Consider the following 16,362-nt stretch of genomic DNA (forward strand, 5'->3'; position numbering starts at 1 on the left):
AACGCCGAGGAAGGTTCGAATGGCCGACACCCTGTGGTGGCAGCACGGAATCGTCTACCAGATCTATCCGCGCTCCTTCCAGGACAGCAACGGCGACGGAATCGGCGATCTGGAGGGAATCCGGTCCCGGCTCGACTATCTCGTCGGCCTCGGCGTCGACGCGATATGGATCTCGCCTTTCTATCCCTCGCCCATGGCGGATTTCGGCTACGACATCTCCGACTATCGCGGCATCGATCCCTTGTTCGGGAGGCTCGAGGATTTCGACCGGCTGCTCGCCGATGCCCATGCGCGCGGCCTCAAGGTCATTCTCGACTTCGTGCCGAACCACAGTTCCGACCAGCATCCCTGGTTCCATCAGAGCCGCGCCTCGCGCGACAATCCGAAGCGCGACTGGTACATCTGGCGCGACCCGGCACCGGACGCGGGCCCGCCGAACAACTGGCTTGCCAATTTCGGCGGCCCGGCCTGGACCTGGGACAGCTCCACCAGCCAATATTACTACCACGCCTTCCTGCCCGAGCAGCCGGACCTCAACTGGCGCAATCCGGACGTGCGCGAAGCGATGTTCGATGTGCTTCGCTTCTGGCTGGATCGGGGAGTCGACGGCTTCCGCGTCGACGTGATCTGGCACCTGATGAAGGACGAGCTCTTCCGCGACAATCCGCCCAATCCCGCCTGGCACGACGGGATGCCGAGCATCGACCGGCTGCTGCAGGTCTATTCGTGCGACCGTCCGGAGATACACGAGGTCGTTGCGCAGCTTCGGGCGGTGATCGACGGCTATCCCGACCGGGTGCTGATCGGCGAGATCTACCTGCCGCTCGAGCGGCTCGTCGCTTATTATGGCGAGGGACTCGAAGGCGCGCATCTTCCGTTCAACTTCCAGCTCATCTTCGCGGCCTGGAATGCCGGTGAGATTGCCCGGATCGTCCGCGACTACGAGGCGGCCCTTCCACAGGGCGGCTGGCCGAACTGGGTGCTTTCCAACCATGACCAGAAGCGAATCGCCACCCGCGTCGGTGCCGCCCAGGCACGCATCGCGGCGATGCTGCTGCTGACCCTTCGCGGCACGCCGACCCTCTATTATGGCAGCGAGATCGGCCTGGAGGATGTGCCGATCCCGCCCGGCCGGGTTCAAGATCCGTGGGAGAAGAACGAGCCGGGGCTCGGCTTCGGCCGCGATCCCGCGCGCACCCCCATGCCTTGGGACGGCAGCGAGAATGCGGGCTTCAGCACCGCGACGCCCTGGCTGCCCCTCAATCCCGACTGCGAGGAGCGCAACGTCGCCCGGCTCTCGGCCGATCCGGCGTCGATCCTCAACCTCCATCGCCGGCTCATCGCCCTTCGCCGCTCTCATCCGGCGCTGAATCGCGGCGACTATGTTCACGCTCATGTCGAAGGCGACCTCTATGCCTATGAACGGCGCAGCGGCGACGAGCGCCTGCTCATCGGGCTCAACTTCGGCCACCGGCCGCAACGGCTCACGCTTCCCGGCGATGCGCCCGAGGGACGCCTCCTCCTTTCGACCGCTCTCGACCGGGAGGATGAGCCGGTGCACGGCGCCGCCGACCTGCGAGCGGCCGAGGGAGTGATCATCCGACTGGCCTAGGCAACCCTCGCGTCAGAACCGCTTGAGCAGCTGTTCGACCGACTCGTCCGCGGTGGCGGCCTTCCCGCCACGTCCGACCGCCTCCTCTTCCAGCCGCGCGCGGATCGCCTCGACCTGGACGTCGGTCAGATGCTCGATTCCGATGAACTGGGGCCGGGCCTGGTCGACCGCGCGCAGCAACTCGTCCAGCTTCGCCTGCATCGCGGCGGCGTCCCGATTCTGGCTGTTCTGGATCAGGAAGACCATCAGGAAGGTGACGATGGTCGTGCCGGTATTGATCACCAGTTGCCAGGTGTCGGAGAAACCGAAGACCGGCCCAGACGCCGCCCAGAGCAGCACGACCAGGAAAGCGGCGGCGAAGGCGGCGGGCTGACCGACGATGGCGGCGATATGCCCCGCAAATCGTGTGAACAGACGGTCCATGGCTCGGCCTTACGGGATCAAAGCGCCCGCACCGGCCGATTGTTCCCGACGCAGAACGATCTTTGGCCACGACCATGGATCGCATGGAAGCGGCCGCGTCAATTTTCCGTTTGGCTCGGTGCGGGAGCCGCCGCATGATCGGTCGGTGGACCGGCCAGGCGACATCCAACCCCAATACGCGCATCCGAAACTCGGCCGGCGCGGCTTCGACCTGCTCGCTATCGGGCTCGTCTTCACGGCCTATACGGTCACTTTGTGGGTAGCGAACGCGCTCGCCCCGGTCGAGGCCGTGGCAGCGGGCGCTGCCAACACCATACCTGTGATCCTGTTCGGCGCGGCGGCGCGGCGCCTGATAATCGATCGTCTGGTCGGTCGGACGCTCGGCCTCCAGATGACCGGCCATGCCTTACTCTGTGCGGTCTATTCGCTGCTCGCTTACTGGCTGGTCACTGTCCTGCTCGGCCTGATCAACGGAACGTCGCCGACCGAGTTCATCGTGCAGCCGTTTCCGAGCCGGGCGATGGCGTGGCAGCTGCTCGAGAATGTAACAACCTACGGGATCATCGCCGCGGTGTCCCATCTTCAGGGTCAGGGAAAGCGCGTGGCGCCGATCCTCGCTGAACCCCCGAGCGGAGGCGAGGAGCGCGCCCAGACGCTTTCGCGCTACTTCGTTCGTAGCGGCGACGACATCAAGCCCGTCGACATCGGCACGATCGTCAGCATAAGCGGCGCCGACGACTATGCCGAAGTGGCCACGCTCGGCGGTCGCCATCTGGCACGGCTGACGCTGAACGAGTTCGAGCAGTCTCTCGATCCACGCCGCTTCATCCGCGTCCATCGCTCGCGGATCGTCAATATCGAGCGGATCGAGCGCGCCGAACCTGCCGGCGGCGGGCGGCTGCTGCTGCACATGGAGGACGGTGAGGCGATCCCGGCGAGCCGGACGGGATCGCGTCTCCTCCGGGAGCGGCTGCTGTAGCGCACGCGGCACGCCTCCTGGCCGGCCGCGTGCGGCCGTTCGCGGCCTTCCCGTGCATGTTCGCCGATTTTCTGACCATCAGGGGCCAGTCGATCTAGCTTCCTTCGGCCGCAACCGAAGGGATTCCCATGCGTGATTTGCTGATCGCCTTCTCCGCCGCCCTGCTCGCGTCACCCGTCGCGCCGCCGGCGGCGGCGCCGACTTTGGCGGGAACATTGGCGGACCTGCATGCTGACGCGCGGGAGCCGGCGGACCTGGAAACCCTGCTTCGGCTTCAAGTGGCCGCCGGTCGATGGCAGGACGCAGAAGAAACGATAGGGCTTGCGGCGGCCGCCTATCGGCGCGTGCGGTCGCGACGGGAATGGGCGCTCGTCCCGTGGCATATCTACGCGCGGACGGGCCGCTACGAGGCGGAAGGCGCGACGCGAGCGGATGCGTTGGCGCGGGCTTTCGCCGAGCTCTTCGCTTCGCTGCCCGACCGCGAGCTGGCGGCGGTGCTGCCTTGGTATCGCGCCGACCTCGATCGGCTGCGCGACGCCCAGACGCAGGCTTCGGAGGGGTGCGCGGGCACCGCTGTGGACGATTGTCCGCGAGCGGCGCAACTGATCGCCGCGCGACAGGCGCTCGCCGCTTGGGTCTACCTGATGCCGGCCTCCCGGCCTCTGATCCGCGCCGAGCTTGAGCGCCGCTTCGAGGTCGAGGACCGCCTGCTCATTCCTGTACCCGGCGGAGATCAAGTCGCCGCGATCCTGATACGCCCGCGCAACGCCGCGGCGAAGCTCACGGCGCTGATGAGCTTCACCATCTATGCGAACGACGAGGCCAGCCTGGCAGAGGCGGTGGAAATGGCCGCGCAGGGCTATGCGGGCATGGTCGCCTATACGCGCGGCAAGGGGCGAGGCGCGGGGCGGGCGATTCCCTACGAACATGACGGCGCCGATGCCGCGGCGGTGATCGACTGGCTCGCCGCGCAGGACTGGAGCGACGGGCGGGTCGGCATGTTCTCGGGCAGCTACAATGCCTCGACGCAATGGGCCGCCGTGAAACTCCGGCCTCGTGCGCTGAAGGCGATCGCCACGCACGCCAGCAATGCGCCAGGTATCGACACGCCGATGCAGGGCAATGTCTTTCAGAGCTTCATCTATCCCTGGCCGCTCTACACGACCGCGACGAGCGGGCTCGACGAGATCAATTATCGCGACCACGGTCGCTGGGCCGCCCTCAACCGCATCTGGTACGCCACCGGACGGCCGTATCGTGAGCTGGAGCGAATCGACGGTCATCCGAATCCTGTCTTTGCGCGTTGGCTCGATCATCCGTCCTACGATGCCTATTGGCAGCGCTTGATCCCGGTCGGCGAGGAGTTCGCCCGGGTGGACATCCCGGTCTTCGTCCAGACCGGCTACCATGACGGGGGCATGGTGGGCGCGCTCCACTATCTGCGCGAGCATTACCGCCACCGTCCCGATGCCGACCATCGGCTGCTGATCGGTCCCTATCACCACACCGCCATGGGCCAGGGGGTGCTCCCGATCGTCGACGGCTATCGCATCGACGAGGCAGCGCAGATCGACCTTCGGGCCGTCCGCATGCAATGGTTCGACCATGTCTTCCGGGGAGCGCCGCTGCCGCGGATCTTGAACGGCCGGATCAACTTCCAGGTGATGGGCGCCAATCTCTGGCGGCATGTCGACAGCCTTGAAGCGATGGCAGACAGCCGCATGCGCTTCTATCTGAGCCGCCGCCGGGAAGGCGAGCACCTGCTTTTCGCCGACACCCGACCGCCGACGGACGAGACCGGCCCGGAGCTGCGCGTCGACCTGGCCGACCGGCGTGACGCTGACTTCCAGGTTCCCGACGGCACGCCCGATATGCGCAACGCCCTCGTCTTCACCACGCCCCCCGTTGGCGAGCGAATGGAGGTGGCCGGCCTGTTCCGGGGCCGGTTCGAGGTCGTCGTCAACAAGCGCGACCTGGACCTTGCGGTCGACTTCTTCGAGCGGCGCGCGGACGGACGCTATTTCCCGCTGGCATCTTACCTCGGCCGAGCCAGCTACATGGCCGATCGGACGCGGCGCCAGCTGCTCCGGCCGGGACGGCCTCATGTCTTGGCCTTCGAGAGCCAGACGATAACGGCGCGGCAGATCGAAGCCGGCAGCCGGATAGTGGCGGTGGTCGGCGTGCCCAAGCGGCCGGACATCCAGATCAACTACGGCACCGGCCGTGACGTCAGCGACGAATCCATCGCAGACGCCGGCGAGCCTCTGAAGGTCATCTGGCGACCCGGCAGCTATCTCGAATTGGGCGTGCGGCGCTGATCCGACGGGATTCTCGCGGGCACTTCACCTCAAGGCATTTCGCCAGCGTCGATCTTCGCCGCAGCTTTCCTAAATGCCTTCCGCCACCACGGCGCGCCCCTCCGCCTCCAGCCGCTCGACCAGGTCGGCGCGGCACGCCTCCAGCCGCGCCGCATCGGGACTCCGGATGACGAAATTGGCGCCCCCCCGCCCCTCCCTGAAGAAGGGATAGGATCCGATCTGGCACCCCGGATGGCTCCGCTCCGTGTCGGCAAGCAATTCCGCCACCTCGCTTTCCGGCGCCCAGCAACCGACCGTGCTCGACAGCAGGGGCCTTCCGCCCTCCAGCGTCCCCGACAGCGCCTCCAGCATCATGGCGGCGACCTGCGGTATGCCGGCCAGGATGAAGATGTTGCCGACCCGGATCCCCGGGGCGCCGGAGGCCGGATTTTCGATCAGGTCGGCCCCTTCCGGCACCCGCGCCATTCGCAGCCGCGCCTCCGTGACGCCGCCCCTTCCGGCATAATGCGCTTCGAGCGCCGCCCGCGCCCGCGGATGGACGACCACCGGCACGCCGAGCGCGGCGGCGATCGCATCGACCGTGATGTCGTCATGGGTCGGGCCGATTCCGCCCGTCGTGAAAAGATAGTCGTAGCGGTCGCGCAGCGCCTTGACGGCCTCGCCGATCCGCTCGCTGTCGTCCGGCACCACGCGCACCTCGGCGAGGCGGATGCCCTGCACGTTCAGCCAGGTCGCGATCGGCGACACGTTGCGATCCTGGGTCCGGCCGGAAAGGATCTCGTCGCCGATCACCAGCAGGCTTGCCGTCCAGATCCGCTCGATCGTCACCGCCTCTCCTTCCTCCTCCCCGCCATGGACAAAAGAGCGCCGCTCAACAAGGGTATCCCGAGCTCCCCGAAGGATCCGTCCTGCGCCTCCTCGAAGGCCGCGGCCGGCCTGATGATCGCCGTGGGCGGTCCAGGCACCTGTCCGGGTCCCGGCAGTATCGCCGATTCATTGTTTGGATGGCGGTGGCACGCTATATCGGAACCATGACCGACACGCATATCCTCGATCGCGACGACTCCGTCATCGGCCGCCACGGTGCCATCAAGCTGCACGGCCCCGAAGGTTTTGCCGGGATGCGCGCCGCCGGGCGGGTTGCCGCCGAGATCCTCGACGCCCTCGTCCCCCACGTGGTTCCGGGCGTCACGACGGGCGAGCTGGACGACATCGTCTTCGCCGAGACCCGCGCCCGCGGCGCCGTCCCGGCGACTCTGGGTTATCGCGGCTATACGAAGAGCTGCTGCACCTCGATCAACCACGTCGTGTGCCACGGGATTCCCGGCGACCGGGCGCTGAAGGAGGGCGATATCGTCAATATCGACGTGACGCCGATCCTCGACGGCTGGCACGGCGATTCGAGCCGCATGTATCTGGTCGGCGACGTGCCGCTGAAGGCGCGGCGCCTCGTCGACATCACCTACGAATGCCTGATGCTGGGCATCGAGCAGGCCCGCCCCGGCAACCGCCTCGGCGACATCTCCCATGCGATCCAGACCCATGCCGAGAAGAATCGCTACAGCGTCGTGCGCGACTTTTGCGGTCACGGCCTGGGGCGCGTCTTTCACGATGCCCCCGAGGTCGTCCACGCCGGGCGCCCCGGCACGGGCCCCGAGCTCAGGCCCGGAATGTTCTTCACGATCGAGCCGATGATCAACATCGGCAAGGCCGACTGCAAGCTGCTCGACGACGGCTGGACCGCCGTCACCCGCGACCGCAGCCTTTCCGCCCAGTTCGAACATTCGATCGGGATCACCGAAACCGGGTGCGAGATTTTCACGAAGAGCCCGCGGGGCCTGGACAAGCCGCCTTACTGAGCGGCTGTCCGACTTTCCGGGGCGGGCGCGGCTTCGTCGGTCGCTTCGAATTCACCACCGCCGGCGGAGGACCCGCCTCCCCTCTCCGCGCCACGCCCGGCGAATCCAGGCTGGGCGTCGGCGAGGCTACGGCTCGCCGGGAAGGCTCTCGTCGGTCCCGATCGGCCGCTCCGCCTCTCCCGGGCGAACCATGGACGGCCGGTCGAAGGGCACCGTCGCCAGCGGCAACGGCGCCCTTTCCACCATCATTCCGCCGAGGCCGAGCGGTCGCGGCGGTAAGGCACGAAGTCGCCCAGGAACACGACGCCGCTCATCATGCGGGACGTCGGGTCGACCATCTGCACCGTGTCGATACTGCACAGCCGCGGCGAGTGGAGCCTCGTCACGATCGTGTCCCAGCGGTTGAGCGAATCCGCTCCGCCGCGGGGCCGGTTGACGTAGATCGTGCTGCCGGCGTCGTAGAGGATCGCCGTGTCGTTGATGATCCGCGTCGAGCGGACGCGTTTGAGGTCGATGCAGTCGACCGGCTCGCCGGCCACCCGGCCCTCGAGCGCGCGGGCGAGTTCCGCCTCGCGGTCGACCGGCGTCGCGGCCGGTGCGGCCGTGGCGGCGCCGAGGATCAGGCTTCCGGCGATCAGGGACAGAAGCTTGCGCATGGGATTTCCTTTCGCTTCGCGAAAAATGGCTCGTTTCGAGCCATCTAGCAGGCCGCGCCTGAACCGGGGCTGACATCGAAGCCGATCGGCAGTTGCGGCCAGTTGGAAGACGTCGCGGCGACGCCCGAACCGCAGCATCCGGACCTCGCCGGATGGCTGGCTCCGCCGGCGGCCTTGCCACGCCTGTCGGGAGGCCTATGCTGCATCGCAGCAGCGGAGATTGAAGTGAAGAAGATCGAGGCGATCATCAAGCCATTCAAGCTGGACGAGGTGAAGGAGGCGCTGCACGAGGTCGGCGTCTCCGGAATCACGGTGACCGAGGCCAAGGGCTTCGGCCGGCAGAAGGGCCATACCGAGCTGTATCGCGGTGCCGAATATGTCGTCGACTTCCTTCCCAAGGTGAAGCTCGAGGTGGTGGTCGACGACGGCCTCGCCGATCGGGTGGTCGAGGCGATCGCCGCTGCGGCGCAGACCGGCCGGATCGGCGACGGCAAGATCTTCGTCTCGTCCATCGAGGAAGCCGTCCGGATTCGTACCGGGGAGCGAGGGTCCGACGCCATCTGATGGATGGACGCTTGAGGTTGCCGAAGCCAGTATAACTGCCGTGACCGATCCCCGCTTGGCCTCCATGTCTCCCGAAGAGGTGCGCGCGCACATGCGCACGCTCGGCTATCGCACCCAGAACGATCTCGCCGCCGCGATCGGCGTGAGCCGATCGACGGTGAGCCTATGGCTGGAGGGGAAGGTCGGCGTGCCGCGGCCGGTGGCGATGCTGCTGCGGATGCTCGTCGCGGCGCAGCGCCGGCAATATTGACGGCGATTCCGGCCCGCTTGGCCTGAGGCTCGGCCGCGTTCGATCGTCCCCGCAGCCGCGCGATCGCCTGGCCGGCGGCGCGGACCCTCGGCCGGCATGTGAAATATTCACCATGCGGCGGACCGCTCTGGACGGCCCCACTCGGCTTATTAGGTGTGGCCCGAGGCGCTTCGCGGATTCGCGCGGGCGTGATCCAACCGACACCTTTCCACGGGGGTAGATTTGCAATGGCGAACGACGCGGGCAGCATCCTGAAGAATCTGAAGGAGCAGGAGATCGAGTGGGTCGACCTGCGCTTCACCGACCCCAAAGGAAAATGGCAACATCTGTCGATGTGCGCGGGTGTGATCGACGAGGACAATCTGACCGACGGCTTCATGTTCGACGGCTCGTCCATCGCCGGGTGGAAGGCGATCAACGAATCCGACATGATCCTGAAGCCGGACCTCGACGCTTATTATGTCGACCCGTTCAGCGCGACGCCGATGGCGGTCCTGTTCTGCGACGTGGTCGATCCCGGCACCGGCGAGCTCTATTCGCGCGATCCGCGCTCCACCGCCAAGCGGGCCGAGGCCTATCTCAAGGCCACCGGCATCGGCGACACCGTCTATGTCGGGCCCGAAGCGGAGTTCTTCATGTTCGACGACGTCCGGTTCGAGGACGGCTATAGCAGCTCCTCCTTCGCGATCGACGACATCGAGCTGCCGACCAACACTGGCCAGAAGTACGAAACCGGCAACCTCGCCCACCGTCCGCGCGCCAAGGGCGGCTACTTCCCGGTCGCGCCGGTCGACAGCGCCACCGACATCCGGGCCGAAATGGTCTCGACGATGCTCGAAATGGGCCTGCCGATGGACAAGCACCATCACGAGGTGGCTGCCGCGCAGCACGAGCTCGGCCTCACCTTCGGCGATCTCACCCAGACCGCCGACCGGATGCAGATCTACAAATATGTCGTCCACATGGTCGCCCACGCCTACGGCAAGACCGCGACCTTCATGCCCAAGCCGATCAAGGCCGACAACGGATCGGGCATGCACACCCACATGTCGATCTGGAAGGGCGGCAAGCCGCTCTTCGCCGGCAACGGCTATGCCGGCCTGTCCGAGACGGCGCTTTTCTTCATCGGCGGCGTCATCAAGCATGCGCGGGCCCTGAACGCTTTCACCAACCCGACCACCAACAGCTACAAGAGGCTGGTGCCGGGCTTCGAGGCGCCGGTTCTGCTCGCTTATTCGAGCCGCAACCGGTCGGCTTCCTGCCGCATCCCCTTCGGGACGGGCGAAAAGGCCAAGCGAGTCGAGTTCCGCTTCCCCGACGCGATGGCCAATCCCTATCTCGCTTATTCGGCTTTGCTCATGGCCGGCCTGGACGGCATCCAGAACCGGATCCATCCGGGCGATCCCATCGACAAGAATCTCTACGACCTGCCGCCGCAGGAGCTGGTCGACGTCCCGACCGTCTGCGGCAGCCTGCGCGAGGCGCTGATTGCCCTTCGCGACGACCGCGCCTTCCTCACCAAGGGCGACGTGTTCAGCGACGATCAGATCGACGCTTATACCGAGCTCAAGTGGGAAGAGGTGATGCGCTGGGAGACCACCCCGAGCCCGGTCGAATATGACATGTACTATTCGGTCTGAGGGCACGGAGGAATGTCCGCCCGAGAGGGCAAGGCCTTCCGGTAGATTGGGACGGCACGGGGTCGGAGAGCCTGTGCCGTCCCTGTCCTCATATTGGGGGCGGGGGCAGAAATTGGCGCCCGGTGCGGACGGTCAGGGTTGGCGGTCGATTCGACCGGTGCTAAGCTTCGGGCGGCAGCGGCGCCAGCCGCCGCTCCGTCGAGGTCGAGCACAGTCAGACACATCTTGGATATACCTGGCGGCGGCATTAGAGCGGTGTTTCTTGACAACCGCGGGAAATTGCTCCGCTTCCTGACTGCCCGCCGCGCCACGCCAGACGAGGCGGAGGACGTCCTTCAGGACCTGTTCGTCAAGCTGGAAACCCACGCCATCGGGCCGATCGCCGAGCCGCTTCCCTATCTTTGCCGCATGGCGGACAACCTGCTGGTGGATCGGCGACGTTCGGCGGCCGCGCGCTCGGTGCGCGAAGAAGCCTGGATGGAAACCCAGTTCGGATCGGAGGTCGACGACCGGCCGTCGGCCGAGCGGCTGCTGATCAGCCGCGAGACGCTGGCGATGATGTCCGACGCCCTGGCGCAGCTTCCCGACCGGACCCTCACCATCTTTCGCAGGTTTCGAATTGATGGCGCTCCGCAGCGGGAGATAGCGGCGGAGCTGGGCATCAGCGTCAGCGCGGTCGAGAAGCATTTGCACAAGGCTTACAAAGCGATCGTCGAAGCGCAGGCGAGCCTGGATGGGGATTCGCCCCATCCGCTCCGTTCCTAGGGCAGAGGGGCAGTCATGGCACAGCAGAGGCAGGAGGGCATACAAGCTGAAGCCATCGAATGGCATGTGCGCCTCCAGGCCGGCGGCACGGAGGATTGGGAGGCCTTCATCCGCTGGCTGGAGTCGGATCCCGCGCATTCGGCAGCCTATGACAAAGTTAAGTTCGCCGATGCGGCGGTCCACCCGAACATGATGCCGGTCATGGGCTCACCGGAGGCGGCAAACGATGAGGAAGACGCGTCGGCGCAGGCAAGCGGCGCTCGCAGCCGGAGCGGCTTGTGGGCGACGGCGCTCGCCACGGCCGCGGCGATCGTCGCGATCCTCGTCGCTCTGCCCTGGCTGACGGCGGGCCCGAGCCGGCATGAAGTCGCAACGGCTGCGGGCGAGCGGAGGACCGTGGACTTGGGCGACGGCAGTTCCGTCGTGCTGAACGGAAGCACGCGGCTGATCCTCGATCGGGACGATTCCCGTTACGCTGAGCTCGTAGCGGGCGAGGCGACCTTCACCGTCCGGCACGATGAAGCGCGTCCGTTCCTGGTCGAGGCAGGCGATCACCGCGTTCTCGACGCGGGCACGATCTTCAATCTCGTTCGCGACCGCAATCGCTTCTCCGTCGAGGTGGCCGAAGGCGCAGTCGTCTACGATCCCGGGGGCACGGCCGTTCCTTTGGCTGCTGGCCAGACCTTGCTCGTCCGCAGCGGCGGCCCACCCGTATTGGGTCGGCGTGAGCCGGAGGACATGACCGGCTGGCAGCGGGGCCGGCTCAGTTACGGGAGCGTTCCGCTCGAGACGGTGGCAAGCGATCTGTCCCGCAACCTGGGGACCGAGGTGAGGCTGGATCCGGCCGTCGCCGCGATGCCGTTCACCGGATCGATCCAAGTCGGCGGGGATGCCGCGACCCTCTCCACACTCGCCTCGACGCTCGGCCTTCAGGCTCGCCGTACCGGGAGCGGCTGGCTGATCGAGCCGCAGCCCCGTGCGACTCGCTGAGCCGGTCGCTGCCCTGATCGTCCTTTGCACGGTGGCCACACCCGCCGCCGCCCAGATGGTGCAGGTGAACATTCCCGCCGGACGACTGAGCGACGCGCTGATCGCGCTCGCCGAGCAGACCGGGCTCACCATCGGCGCGAGCGACCCGGCCCTCTCCTCGATCCGTACGCCTGCGCTGCGAGGCCGAATGTCCCCTCGCGCGGCCCTGGACAGATTGCTGGCCGGGACCGGCTATCGCTATGCCTTCGTCAATGCCCGCGGCGTGCGGATCATGCGCGGGCCGCCTCCGGCGCGCCGTCGTCGATCCGCGCCCCAACCTGCGCCCGCCGTTCCGCCGCCGCCGCCCCCGCCCGCGCTGATCGTGCCGCCAATCATCGTCACCGCCAGCAAGCAGGATATTGCGCTCGACCGGTTCGGCGGAACCGTCCATCTGATCGATCTGGAGCATGAGGCAGGCCGGTTCGGGGCGCGAGGCAGCGACGCGATCCTCAGCCGGCTACCCATGCTGGCCTCGACCAGCCTCGGGCCGGGCCGCAACAAGATCTACGTGCGAGGCATCGCCGACAGCAGCTTCAACGGGCCGAGCCAGTCCATTGTCGGCCAGTATCTCGGCGACGTCCGGCTTACCTTCAGCGCGCCCAACCCCGACCTCCATCTCCACGACATTCGCCGGGTGGAGCTGCTCGAAGGCCCGCAGGGCACGCTCTACGGCACCGGCTCGCTCGGCGGAATCCTCCGGTTCGTCCCGAACGAGCCGGATCCTTCCGACTATTCCGCCGGTCTCGCCGGCGGTCTCCTGGCGACGCGGCACGGCGGCTGGGGAAGCGACGGCTCCGTCATGTTCAATGCGCCGATCGTTCGGGACAGGCTGGCGATCCGCGCGGTCGGCTATGCTTCGTCGGACGCGGGCTATATCGACGATCTCGGCCGCGGCCTGCGGGACGTCAACAGGACGTCGGTGATCGGGGGACGCGCGGTGCTGCGATGGGAACCGGGCGACCGGTGGCGGATCGACATCGGCGCGCTCAGCCAGAACATAGACGGGCGCGACGGCCAATATGCGATGCGCGGACTGCCGCCGCTGTCCCGTCGAACCAATCTCGCCCAGCCGTTCGCCAACGACTATCAGCTCGCGCACCTGACCGTGCGCAAACGGTGGACAAGCGTGGAGCTGGTCTCGACCACCAGCGTCGCACGGCACGATCTGGAGACCCGGTTCGATGCGAGCGGCTTTCCGGGCACGGACGGCCCCCAGCTCTATACCGAGGACGTGGAGATCGCTCTGATCTCGAACGAGACGCGCATCGCGCAGCCCGGTCCGCGAGGCGAAGGCTGGCTCTTCGGATGGAGTGTCCTTAGCGACACGAACCACATCACCCGTCGTCTCGGCCCGCCGACCGCGGCGCTGCCGCTTCCGGGCGTACGAAACGAAACCCATGAGGCCGCCCTGTTCGGCCAGATCAGCTTCTCCCTCATGCCACGACTGGTCGCCACGATCGGTGGCCGACTCACCGTTGCGGAATCGATCGGCGAGCCGCTCGATGCACCGGACGACGATGAGGACGAGCCGAACCAGACGAATGTCCATGTTTCGCCCGCCGCAGCTTTGACCTGGACGCCCGGCAACGGCTGGCTGGCCTACCTCCGTTACCAGGAGGGTTATCGCGCAGGCGGCCTCGCCGTCTCGCCGACGGCTTCCGCCTCCGCCACGCAGCGCCTGGAATCGGATGAGCTCACCTCGATCGAGGCGGGGCTTCGTTTCGGGCGCCGCGATGTCGACAGGTTCTCGTTCACGGTAGCCGCTTCCTATACCGGATGGACGGATATCCAGGCCGACCTCATCGATACGCGGGGCCTCCCCTACACCGCCAATGTCGGCGACGGACGCATCTATGGCTTGGAGGTCGAGGGATCCTGGCGGGTGATGTCATCGCTCAGCCTCGACGTTGCGGGCTTTCTCAACGACAGCGCTTTGTCGAACCCCAATCCCCCGTTCGCCGATCTGGACGGGCGCGAGCTTCCGAACATCGCCAGCTCCGGCGCCCGCATTGCCGCCCATTTCGAGACCGATCTGTCGCCCTCCCTGTCGCTCGCCCTCGACGGCGCCGTTCGCTATGTCGGCGAATCCCAACTGGGAGCCGGTGGGCCAGCCGATGTCGTCCAGGGCGAATTCGTCGAAGGCCAGATCGGAGCGCGGCTCGACTTCGGGCGGTTCGGCCTTTCGTTTGACGTCGACAATGTCGGCGACGTCCAGGGCAATCGCTTCTCGTTCGGCAATCCGTTCAGCCTTGCCGAGGGCACCCAGATCACCCCCCTCAGGCCGCGGACGATCAGGATCGGGTTCGATGCGGAATTCTAAGCCGCCAAGACGGCTGCTGGCGTCGATCCACGATGTCAGCCCGATGTTCGAACCGGCCATCGACAGGCTTTTCGATCGCCTTCAGGGCCATCTCGGCACGGCCCGGTTCGCCATGCTCGTCGTCCCCGACTTCTGGGATCGAGCCCCACTCGCCCGTGCGCCTGGCTTCCGCGCCAAGCTGCGCGGCTGGGCCGACGACGGTGTCGAGATGTTCGTCCACGGCTGGAACCATCGCGACGACCAGGCTCATTCCGGGCGCTGGGCTTCATTCAAGGCGCGGCACATGACGGCGAGCGAAGGCGAGTTCCTCGGACTGGACCAGGCGGAGGCGCGCCGACGGATGCGCGATGGGCGCGCCATCGTCGAAGAGGCGATCGGCCGTCCGGTGGCCGGATTCATCGCACCAGCCTGGCTCTACGGCGAAGGCGCCAGACGCGCGCTTGCGGAAGAGAATTTCGCGCTTGCCGAAGATCATCTCAGGGTGTGGCGGCCATCCGACGGGGCGATCCTGTCGCGGGGTCCCGTCGTCACCTGGGCCAGCCGCAGCCGGGCCCGGAAAGCCTGCTCGATCGGCTTTGCCGGCCTTGCGCGTACCCTGCTGAGGCCGATCCCGGTGGTCCGCCTGGCGGTCCATCCCGGCGACGCCGGATGCCCGGCACTGATGGCCAGCATCGACAAGACGGTTTCCGCCTTCGGCGCCGGGCGCGAGCCCGCACGCTATCGAGACCTGATGGGGACCTGAGGAAGCGGCTCCGTCTTGGGTTGAGCCCTTGCGACAGGACTTCGAATTGCAGCCGCCCCTCCATATCCTCGCTTATGTCCACAGCTTCGAACCCGGCGGGGTGGAGCGTGTCGGACTGCGCCTCTGCGATGCGTGGCAATCCGCCGGCGCGAACGTGACGGTCCTGCTCGGAAGGTCCGACGGCGCGATGCGTCGCGATGCGCCGCGGCTGAACTACGTCCGCTACCCGTCCGGGCCGTTCCCGACCGCATGGTGCGAGACGGCCTGGATGATCCTGTGCCTGTGGCGCCAGGTGCGATCGACACCCCCGGACGTGATCTTCTGCCCGGGCAACAGCTACACCGTGGTTGCAGTGGCGTTGCGGCTGCTGCTTGGCGGCCGCTGCCCCCCGGTCGTGGCCAAGGTCAGCAACTCGCTGACGCGAAACGACATGATCGCGCCGGCCCGGCTCGCCTATCGCCTCTGGCTTCGGCTGCAAGGGGGCCTGGTCACCCGCTGGGTCAGCATGGCGGCATCGATGCGGACGGAGATCGCCGCCGCGATGGGCGCACCGGAAGCTGAGATCGCGATAATCGAAGACCCGGCGCTGGACGAGCGGGAGGGCTTGCGGCTGGCGCGCGCGCGCGACGACCGGCCCTGCCGACCGGAGGCTGGCCGGCTGTTCCTGTCGGTCGGCCGGCTATGCCCGCAGAAGCGCTTCGATCTGCTGATACGCGCCTTCACGCTGGCGGCCGCGCCCGGCGACAGGCTCGTCATCCTCGGCGAGGGACCCGGGCGACCGCGCCTCGAAGCGCTCGCGCGGCGGCTCGGAGTCGGCCAACGGATCTCGCTGCCCGGCCATCGCCGCGACATCGCGGCCTGGCTTGCCCAAGCCGACGCCTTCGTCCTTTCCTCCGACTATGAAGGCGTGCCGGCGGTGATCATCGAAGCGATGGCGGCCGGAGTCCCGGTCGTCGCCACGAACAGCAGCGCCGCCATGGAAGACCTGCTCGACGGCGGCCGGCTCGGTCGGCTCGTCGCGTGCGGCGACACGGCGGCGTTGGCGCAAGCGATGGCCGAAGCCGGCCCTGCCCATTCGAACGTCGAGGCGGCGCGCGCCCAGGCTGCCCGCTTCCGCGTCGAGCGCGCTGCACCCGCTTATCTGAAGGTCCTGCGCGCAGCCGCTTCGGCTTGAGCAAAGATCCGGTCGCGGAGCCGTGAGGAAG

At 67.2% G+C, this 16,362-nt stretch carries 16 protein-coding genes; 12 read left to right on the plus strand and 4 right to left on the minus strand.

The window, feature by feature from the left end; genetic code table 11:
• The first annotated feature begins 19 nt into the window (after positions 1–19).
• Positions 20–1,612, plus strand: a complete 1,593-nt coding sequence (locus EKM57_RS13330; protein WP_129793007.1) for an alpha-amylase family glycosyl hydrolase — start codon at positions 20–22, stop codon at positions 1,610–1,612.
• A gap of 12 nt (positions 1,613–1,624) precedes the next feature.
• On the opposite strand, the gene EKM57_RS13335 is transcribed toward EKM57_RS13330, so the two are convergent.
• Positions 1,625–2,035, minus strand: coding sequence for a low affinity iron permease family protein (locus tag EKM57_RS13335; protein WP_129793008.1), 411 nt, complete (start codon positions 2,033–2,035; stop codon positions 1,625–1,627).
• Positions 2,036–2,153: 118 nt separating this feature from the next.
• Between EKM57_RS13335 and EKM57_RS13340 the strand changes: the two genes are divergently transcribed.
• Together EKM57_RS13340 and EKM57_RS13345 are read left to right on the plus strand one after the other, a co-directional pair.
• The gene (locus EKM57_RS13340) at positions 2,154–3,014 is read left to right on the plus strand and encodes a LytTR family DNA-binding domain-containing protein (protein WP_243451038.1); all 861 of its coding nucleotides are present in this window, start codon (positions 2,154–2,156) and stop codon (positions 3,012–3,014) included.
• Between the two features lie 128 nt (positions 3,015–3,142).
• The gene (locus EKM57_RS13345; protein ID WP_129793010.1) at positions 3,143–5,332 is read left to right on the plus strand and encodes a CocE/NonD family hydrolase; all 2,190 of its coding nucleotides are present in this window, start codon (positions 3,143–3,145) and stop codon (positions 5,330–5,332) included.
• Between the two features lie 69 nt (positions 5,333–5,401).
• On the opposite strand, the gene EKM57_RS13350 is transcribed toward EKM57_RS13345, so the two are convergent.
• Positions 5,402–6,160, minus strand: a complete 759-nt coding sequence (locus tag EKM57_RS13350; protein WP_129793011.1) for a molybdopterin-binding protein — start codon at positions 6,158–6,160, stop codon at positions 5,402–5,404.
• Between the two features lie 203 nt (positions 6,161–6,363).
• Here EKM57_RS13350 and map point away from each other — a divergent pair, with 203 nt between their 5' ends.
• Entirely contained in the window at positions 6,364–7,191 is an 828-nt protein-coding gene (gene map, locus EKM57_RS13355) for a type I methionyl aminopeptidase (RefSeq protein ID WP_129793012.1), read from the plus strand.
• A gap of 126 nt (positions 7,192–7,317) precedes the next feature.
• Here map and EKM57_RS22685 read toward each other — a convergent pair whose 3' ends face one another.
• Both EKM57_RS22685 and EKM57_RS13360 read right to left on the minus strand, forming a co-directional pair.
• Positions 7,318–7,440 (minus strand): hypothetical protein, encoded by a 123-nt coding sequence (locus tag EKM57_RS22685; RefSeq protein ID WP_256386893.1) that lies wholly within the window; start codon positions 7,438–7,440, stop codon positions 7,318–7,320.
• Positions 7,437–7,847, minus strand: coding sequence for a hypothetical protein (locus EKM57_RS13360; RefSeq protein WP_129793013.1), 411 nt, complete (start codon positions 7,845–7,847; stop codon positions 7,437–7,439). The genes EKM57_RS22685 and EKM57_RS13360 overlap by 4 nt, the downstream gene beginning before the upstream one ends.
• A gap of 225 nt (positions 7,848–8,072) precedes the next feature.
• Between EKM57_RS13360 and EKM57_RS13365 the strand changes: the two genes are divergently transcribed.
• The 8 genes from EKM57_RS13365 (at position 8,073) to EKM57_RS13400 (ending at position 16,331) form a co-directional block, all read left to right on the plus strand.
• On the plus strand, positions 8,073–8,411 hold the full coding sequence (locus EKM57_RS13365; protein ID WP_129793208.1) for a P-II family nitrogen regulator: 339 nt from the start codon (positions 8,073–8,075) through the stop codon (positions 8,409–8,411).
• Positions 8,412–8,475: 64 nt separating this feature from the next.
• A complete protein-coding gene (locus EKM57_RS13370) occupies positions 8,476–8,661 on the plus strand; it encodes a DNA-binding transcriptional regulator (protein ID WP_129793014.1) in 186 nt (61 codons plus the stop codon).
• A 227-nt stretch (positions 8,662–8,888) separates the two neighbouring features.
• Positions 8,889–10,301 carry a type I glutamate--ammonia ligase gene (gene glnA / locus EKM57_RS13375; protein ID WP_129793015.1) on the plus strand — a complete coding sequence of 471 codons (1,413 nt, stop codon included), beginning with the start codon at positions 8,889–8,891 and terminating at the stop codon, positions 10,299–10,301.
• Between the two features lie 255 nt (positions 10,302–10,556).
• Positions 10,557–11,066: an RNA polymerase sigma factor gene (locus tag EKM57_RS13380; protein WP_256386894.1), complete on the plus strand. Its 510-nt coding sequence runs from the start codon at positions 10,557–10,559 to the stop codon at positions 11,064–11,066.
• Positions 11,067–11,081: 15 nt separating this feature from the next.
• Entirely contained in the window at positions 11,082–12,056 is a 975-nt protein-coding gene (locus EKM57_RS13385; RefSeq protein WP_129793016.1) for a FecR domain-containing protein, read from the plus strand.
• A complete protein-coding gene (locus tag EKM57_RS13390) occupies positions 12,043–14,415 on the plus strand; it encodes a TonB-dependent receptor (protein ID WP_129793017.1) in 2,373 nt (790 codons plus the stop codon). The genes EKM57_RS13385 and EKM57_RS13390 overlap by 14 nt, the downstream gene beginning before the upstream one ends.
• Complete coding sequence (locus EKM57_RS13395; RefSeq protein ID WP_129793018.1) at positions 14,402–15,157, plus strand: DUF2334 domain-containing protein; 756 nt, start codon at positions 14,402–14,404, stop codon at positions 15,155–15,157. The genes EKM57_RS13390 and EKM57_RS13395 overlap by 14 nt, the downstream gene beginning before the upstream one ends.
• 46 nt (positions 15,158–15,203) lie before the next feature.
• A complete protein-coding gene (locus tag EKM57_RS13400) occupies positions 15,204–16,331 on the plus strand; it encodes a glycosyltransferase (protein WP_165357416.1) in 1,128 nt (375 codons plus the stop codon).
• Positions 16,332–16,362: the final 31 nt, after the last annotated feature.

Origin of the sequence: Sphingosinicella sp. CPCC 101087 (assembly GCF_004151485.1) — a bacterium.
Classification (GTDB): domain Bacteria; phylum Pseudomonadota; class Alphaproteobacteria; order Sphingomonadales; family Sphingomonadaceae; genus Allosphingosinicella.

What these genes read in the sequence shown, in the direction of transcription:
- EKM57_RS13330 (WP_129793007.1), top strand. Translation starts at nt 20, where the DNA reads ATGGCCGACACCCTGTGGTGGCAGCACGGAATCGTCTACCAGATCTAT.
- EKM57_RS13395 (WP_129793018.1), top strand. Translation starts at nt 14,402, where the DNA reads ATGCGGAATTCTAAGCCGCCAAGACGGCTGCTGGCGTCGATCCACGAT.
- EKM57_RS22685 (WP_256386893.1), bottom strand. Translation starts at nt 7,440, where the DNA reads ATGATGGTGGAAAGGGCGCCGTTGCCGCTGGCGACGGTGCCCTTCGAC.
- EKM57_RS13385 (WP_129793016.1), top strand. Translation starts at nt 11,082, where the DNA reads ATGGCACAGCAGAGGCAGGAGGGCATACAAGCTGAAGCCATCGAATGG.
- EKM57_RS13360 (WP_129793013.1), bottom strand. Translation starts at nt 7,847, where the DNA reads ATGCGCAAGCTTCTGTCCCTGATCGCCGGAAGCCTGATCCTCGGCGCC.
- EKM57_RS13335 (WP_129793008.1), bottom strand. Translation starts at nt 2,035, where the DNA reads ATGGACCGTCTGTTCACACGATTTGCGGGGCATATCGCCGCCATCGTC.
- map (WP_129793012.1), top strand. Translation starts at nt 6,364, where the DNA reads ATGACCGACACGCATATCCTCGATCGCGACGACTCCGTCATCGGCCGC.
- EKM57_RS13345 (WP_129793010.1), top strand. Translation starts at nt 3,143, where the DNA reads ATGCGTGATTTGCTGATCGCCTTCTCCGCCGCCCTGCTCGCGTCACCC.
- glnA (WP_129793015.1), top strand. Translation starts at nt 8,889, where the DNA reads ATGGCGAACGACGCGGGCAGCATCCTGAAGAATCTGAAGGAGCAGGAG.
- EKM57_RS13370 (WP_129793014.1), top strand. Translation starts at nt 8,476, where the DNA reads ATGTCTCCCGAAGAGGTGCGCGCGCACATGCGCACGCTCGGCTATCGC.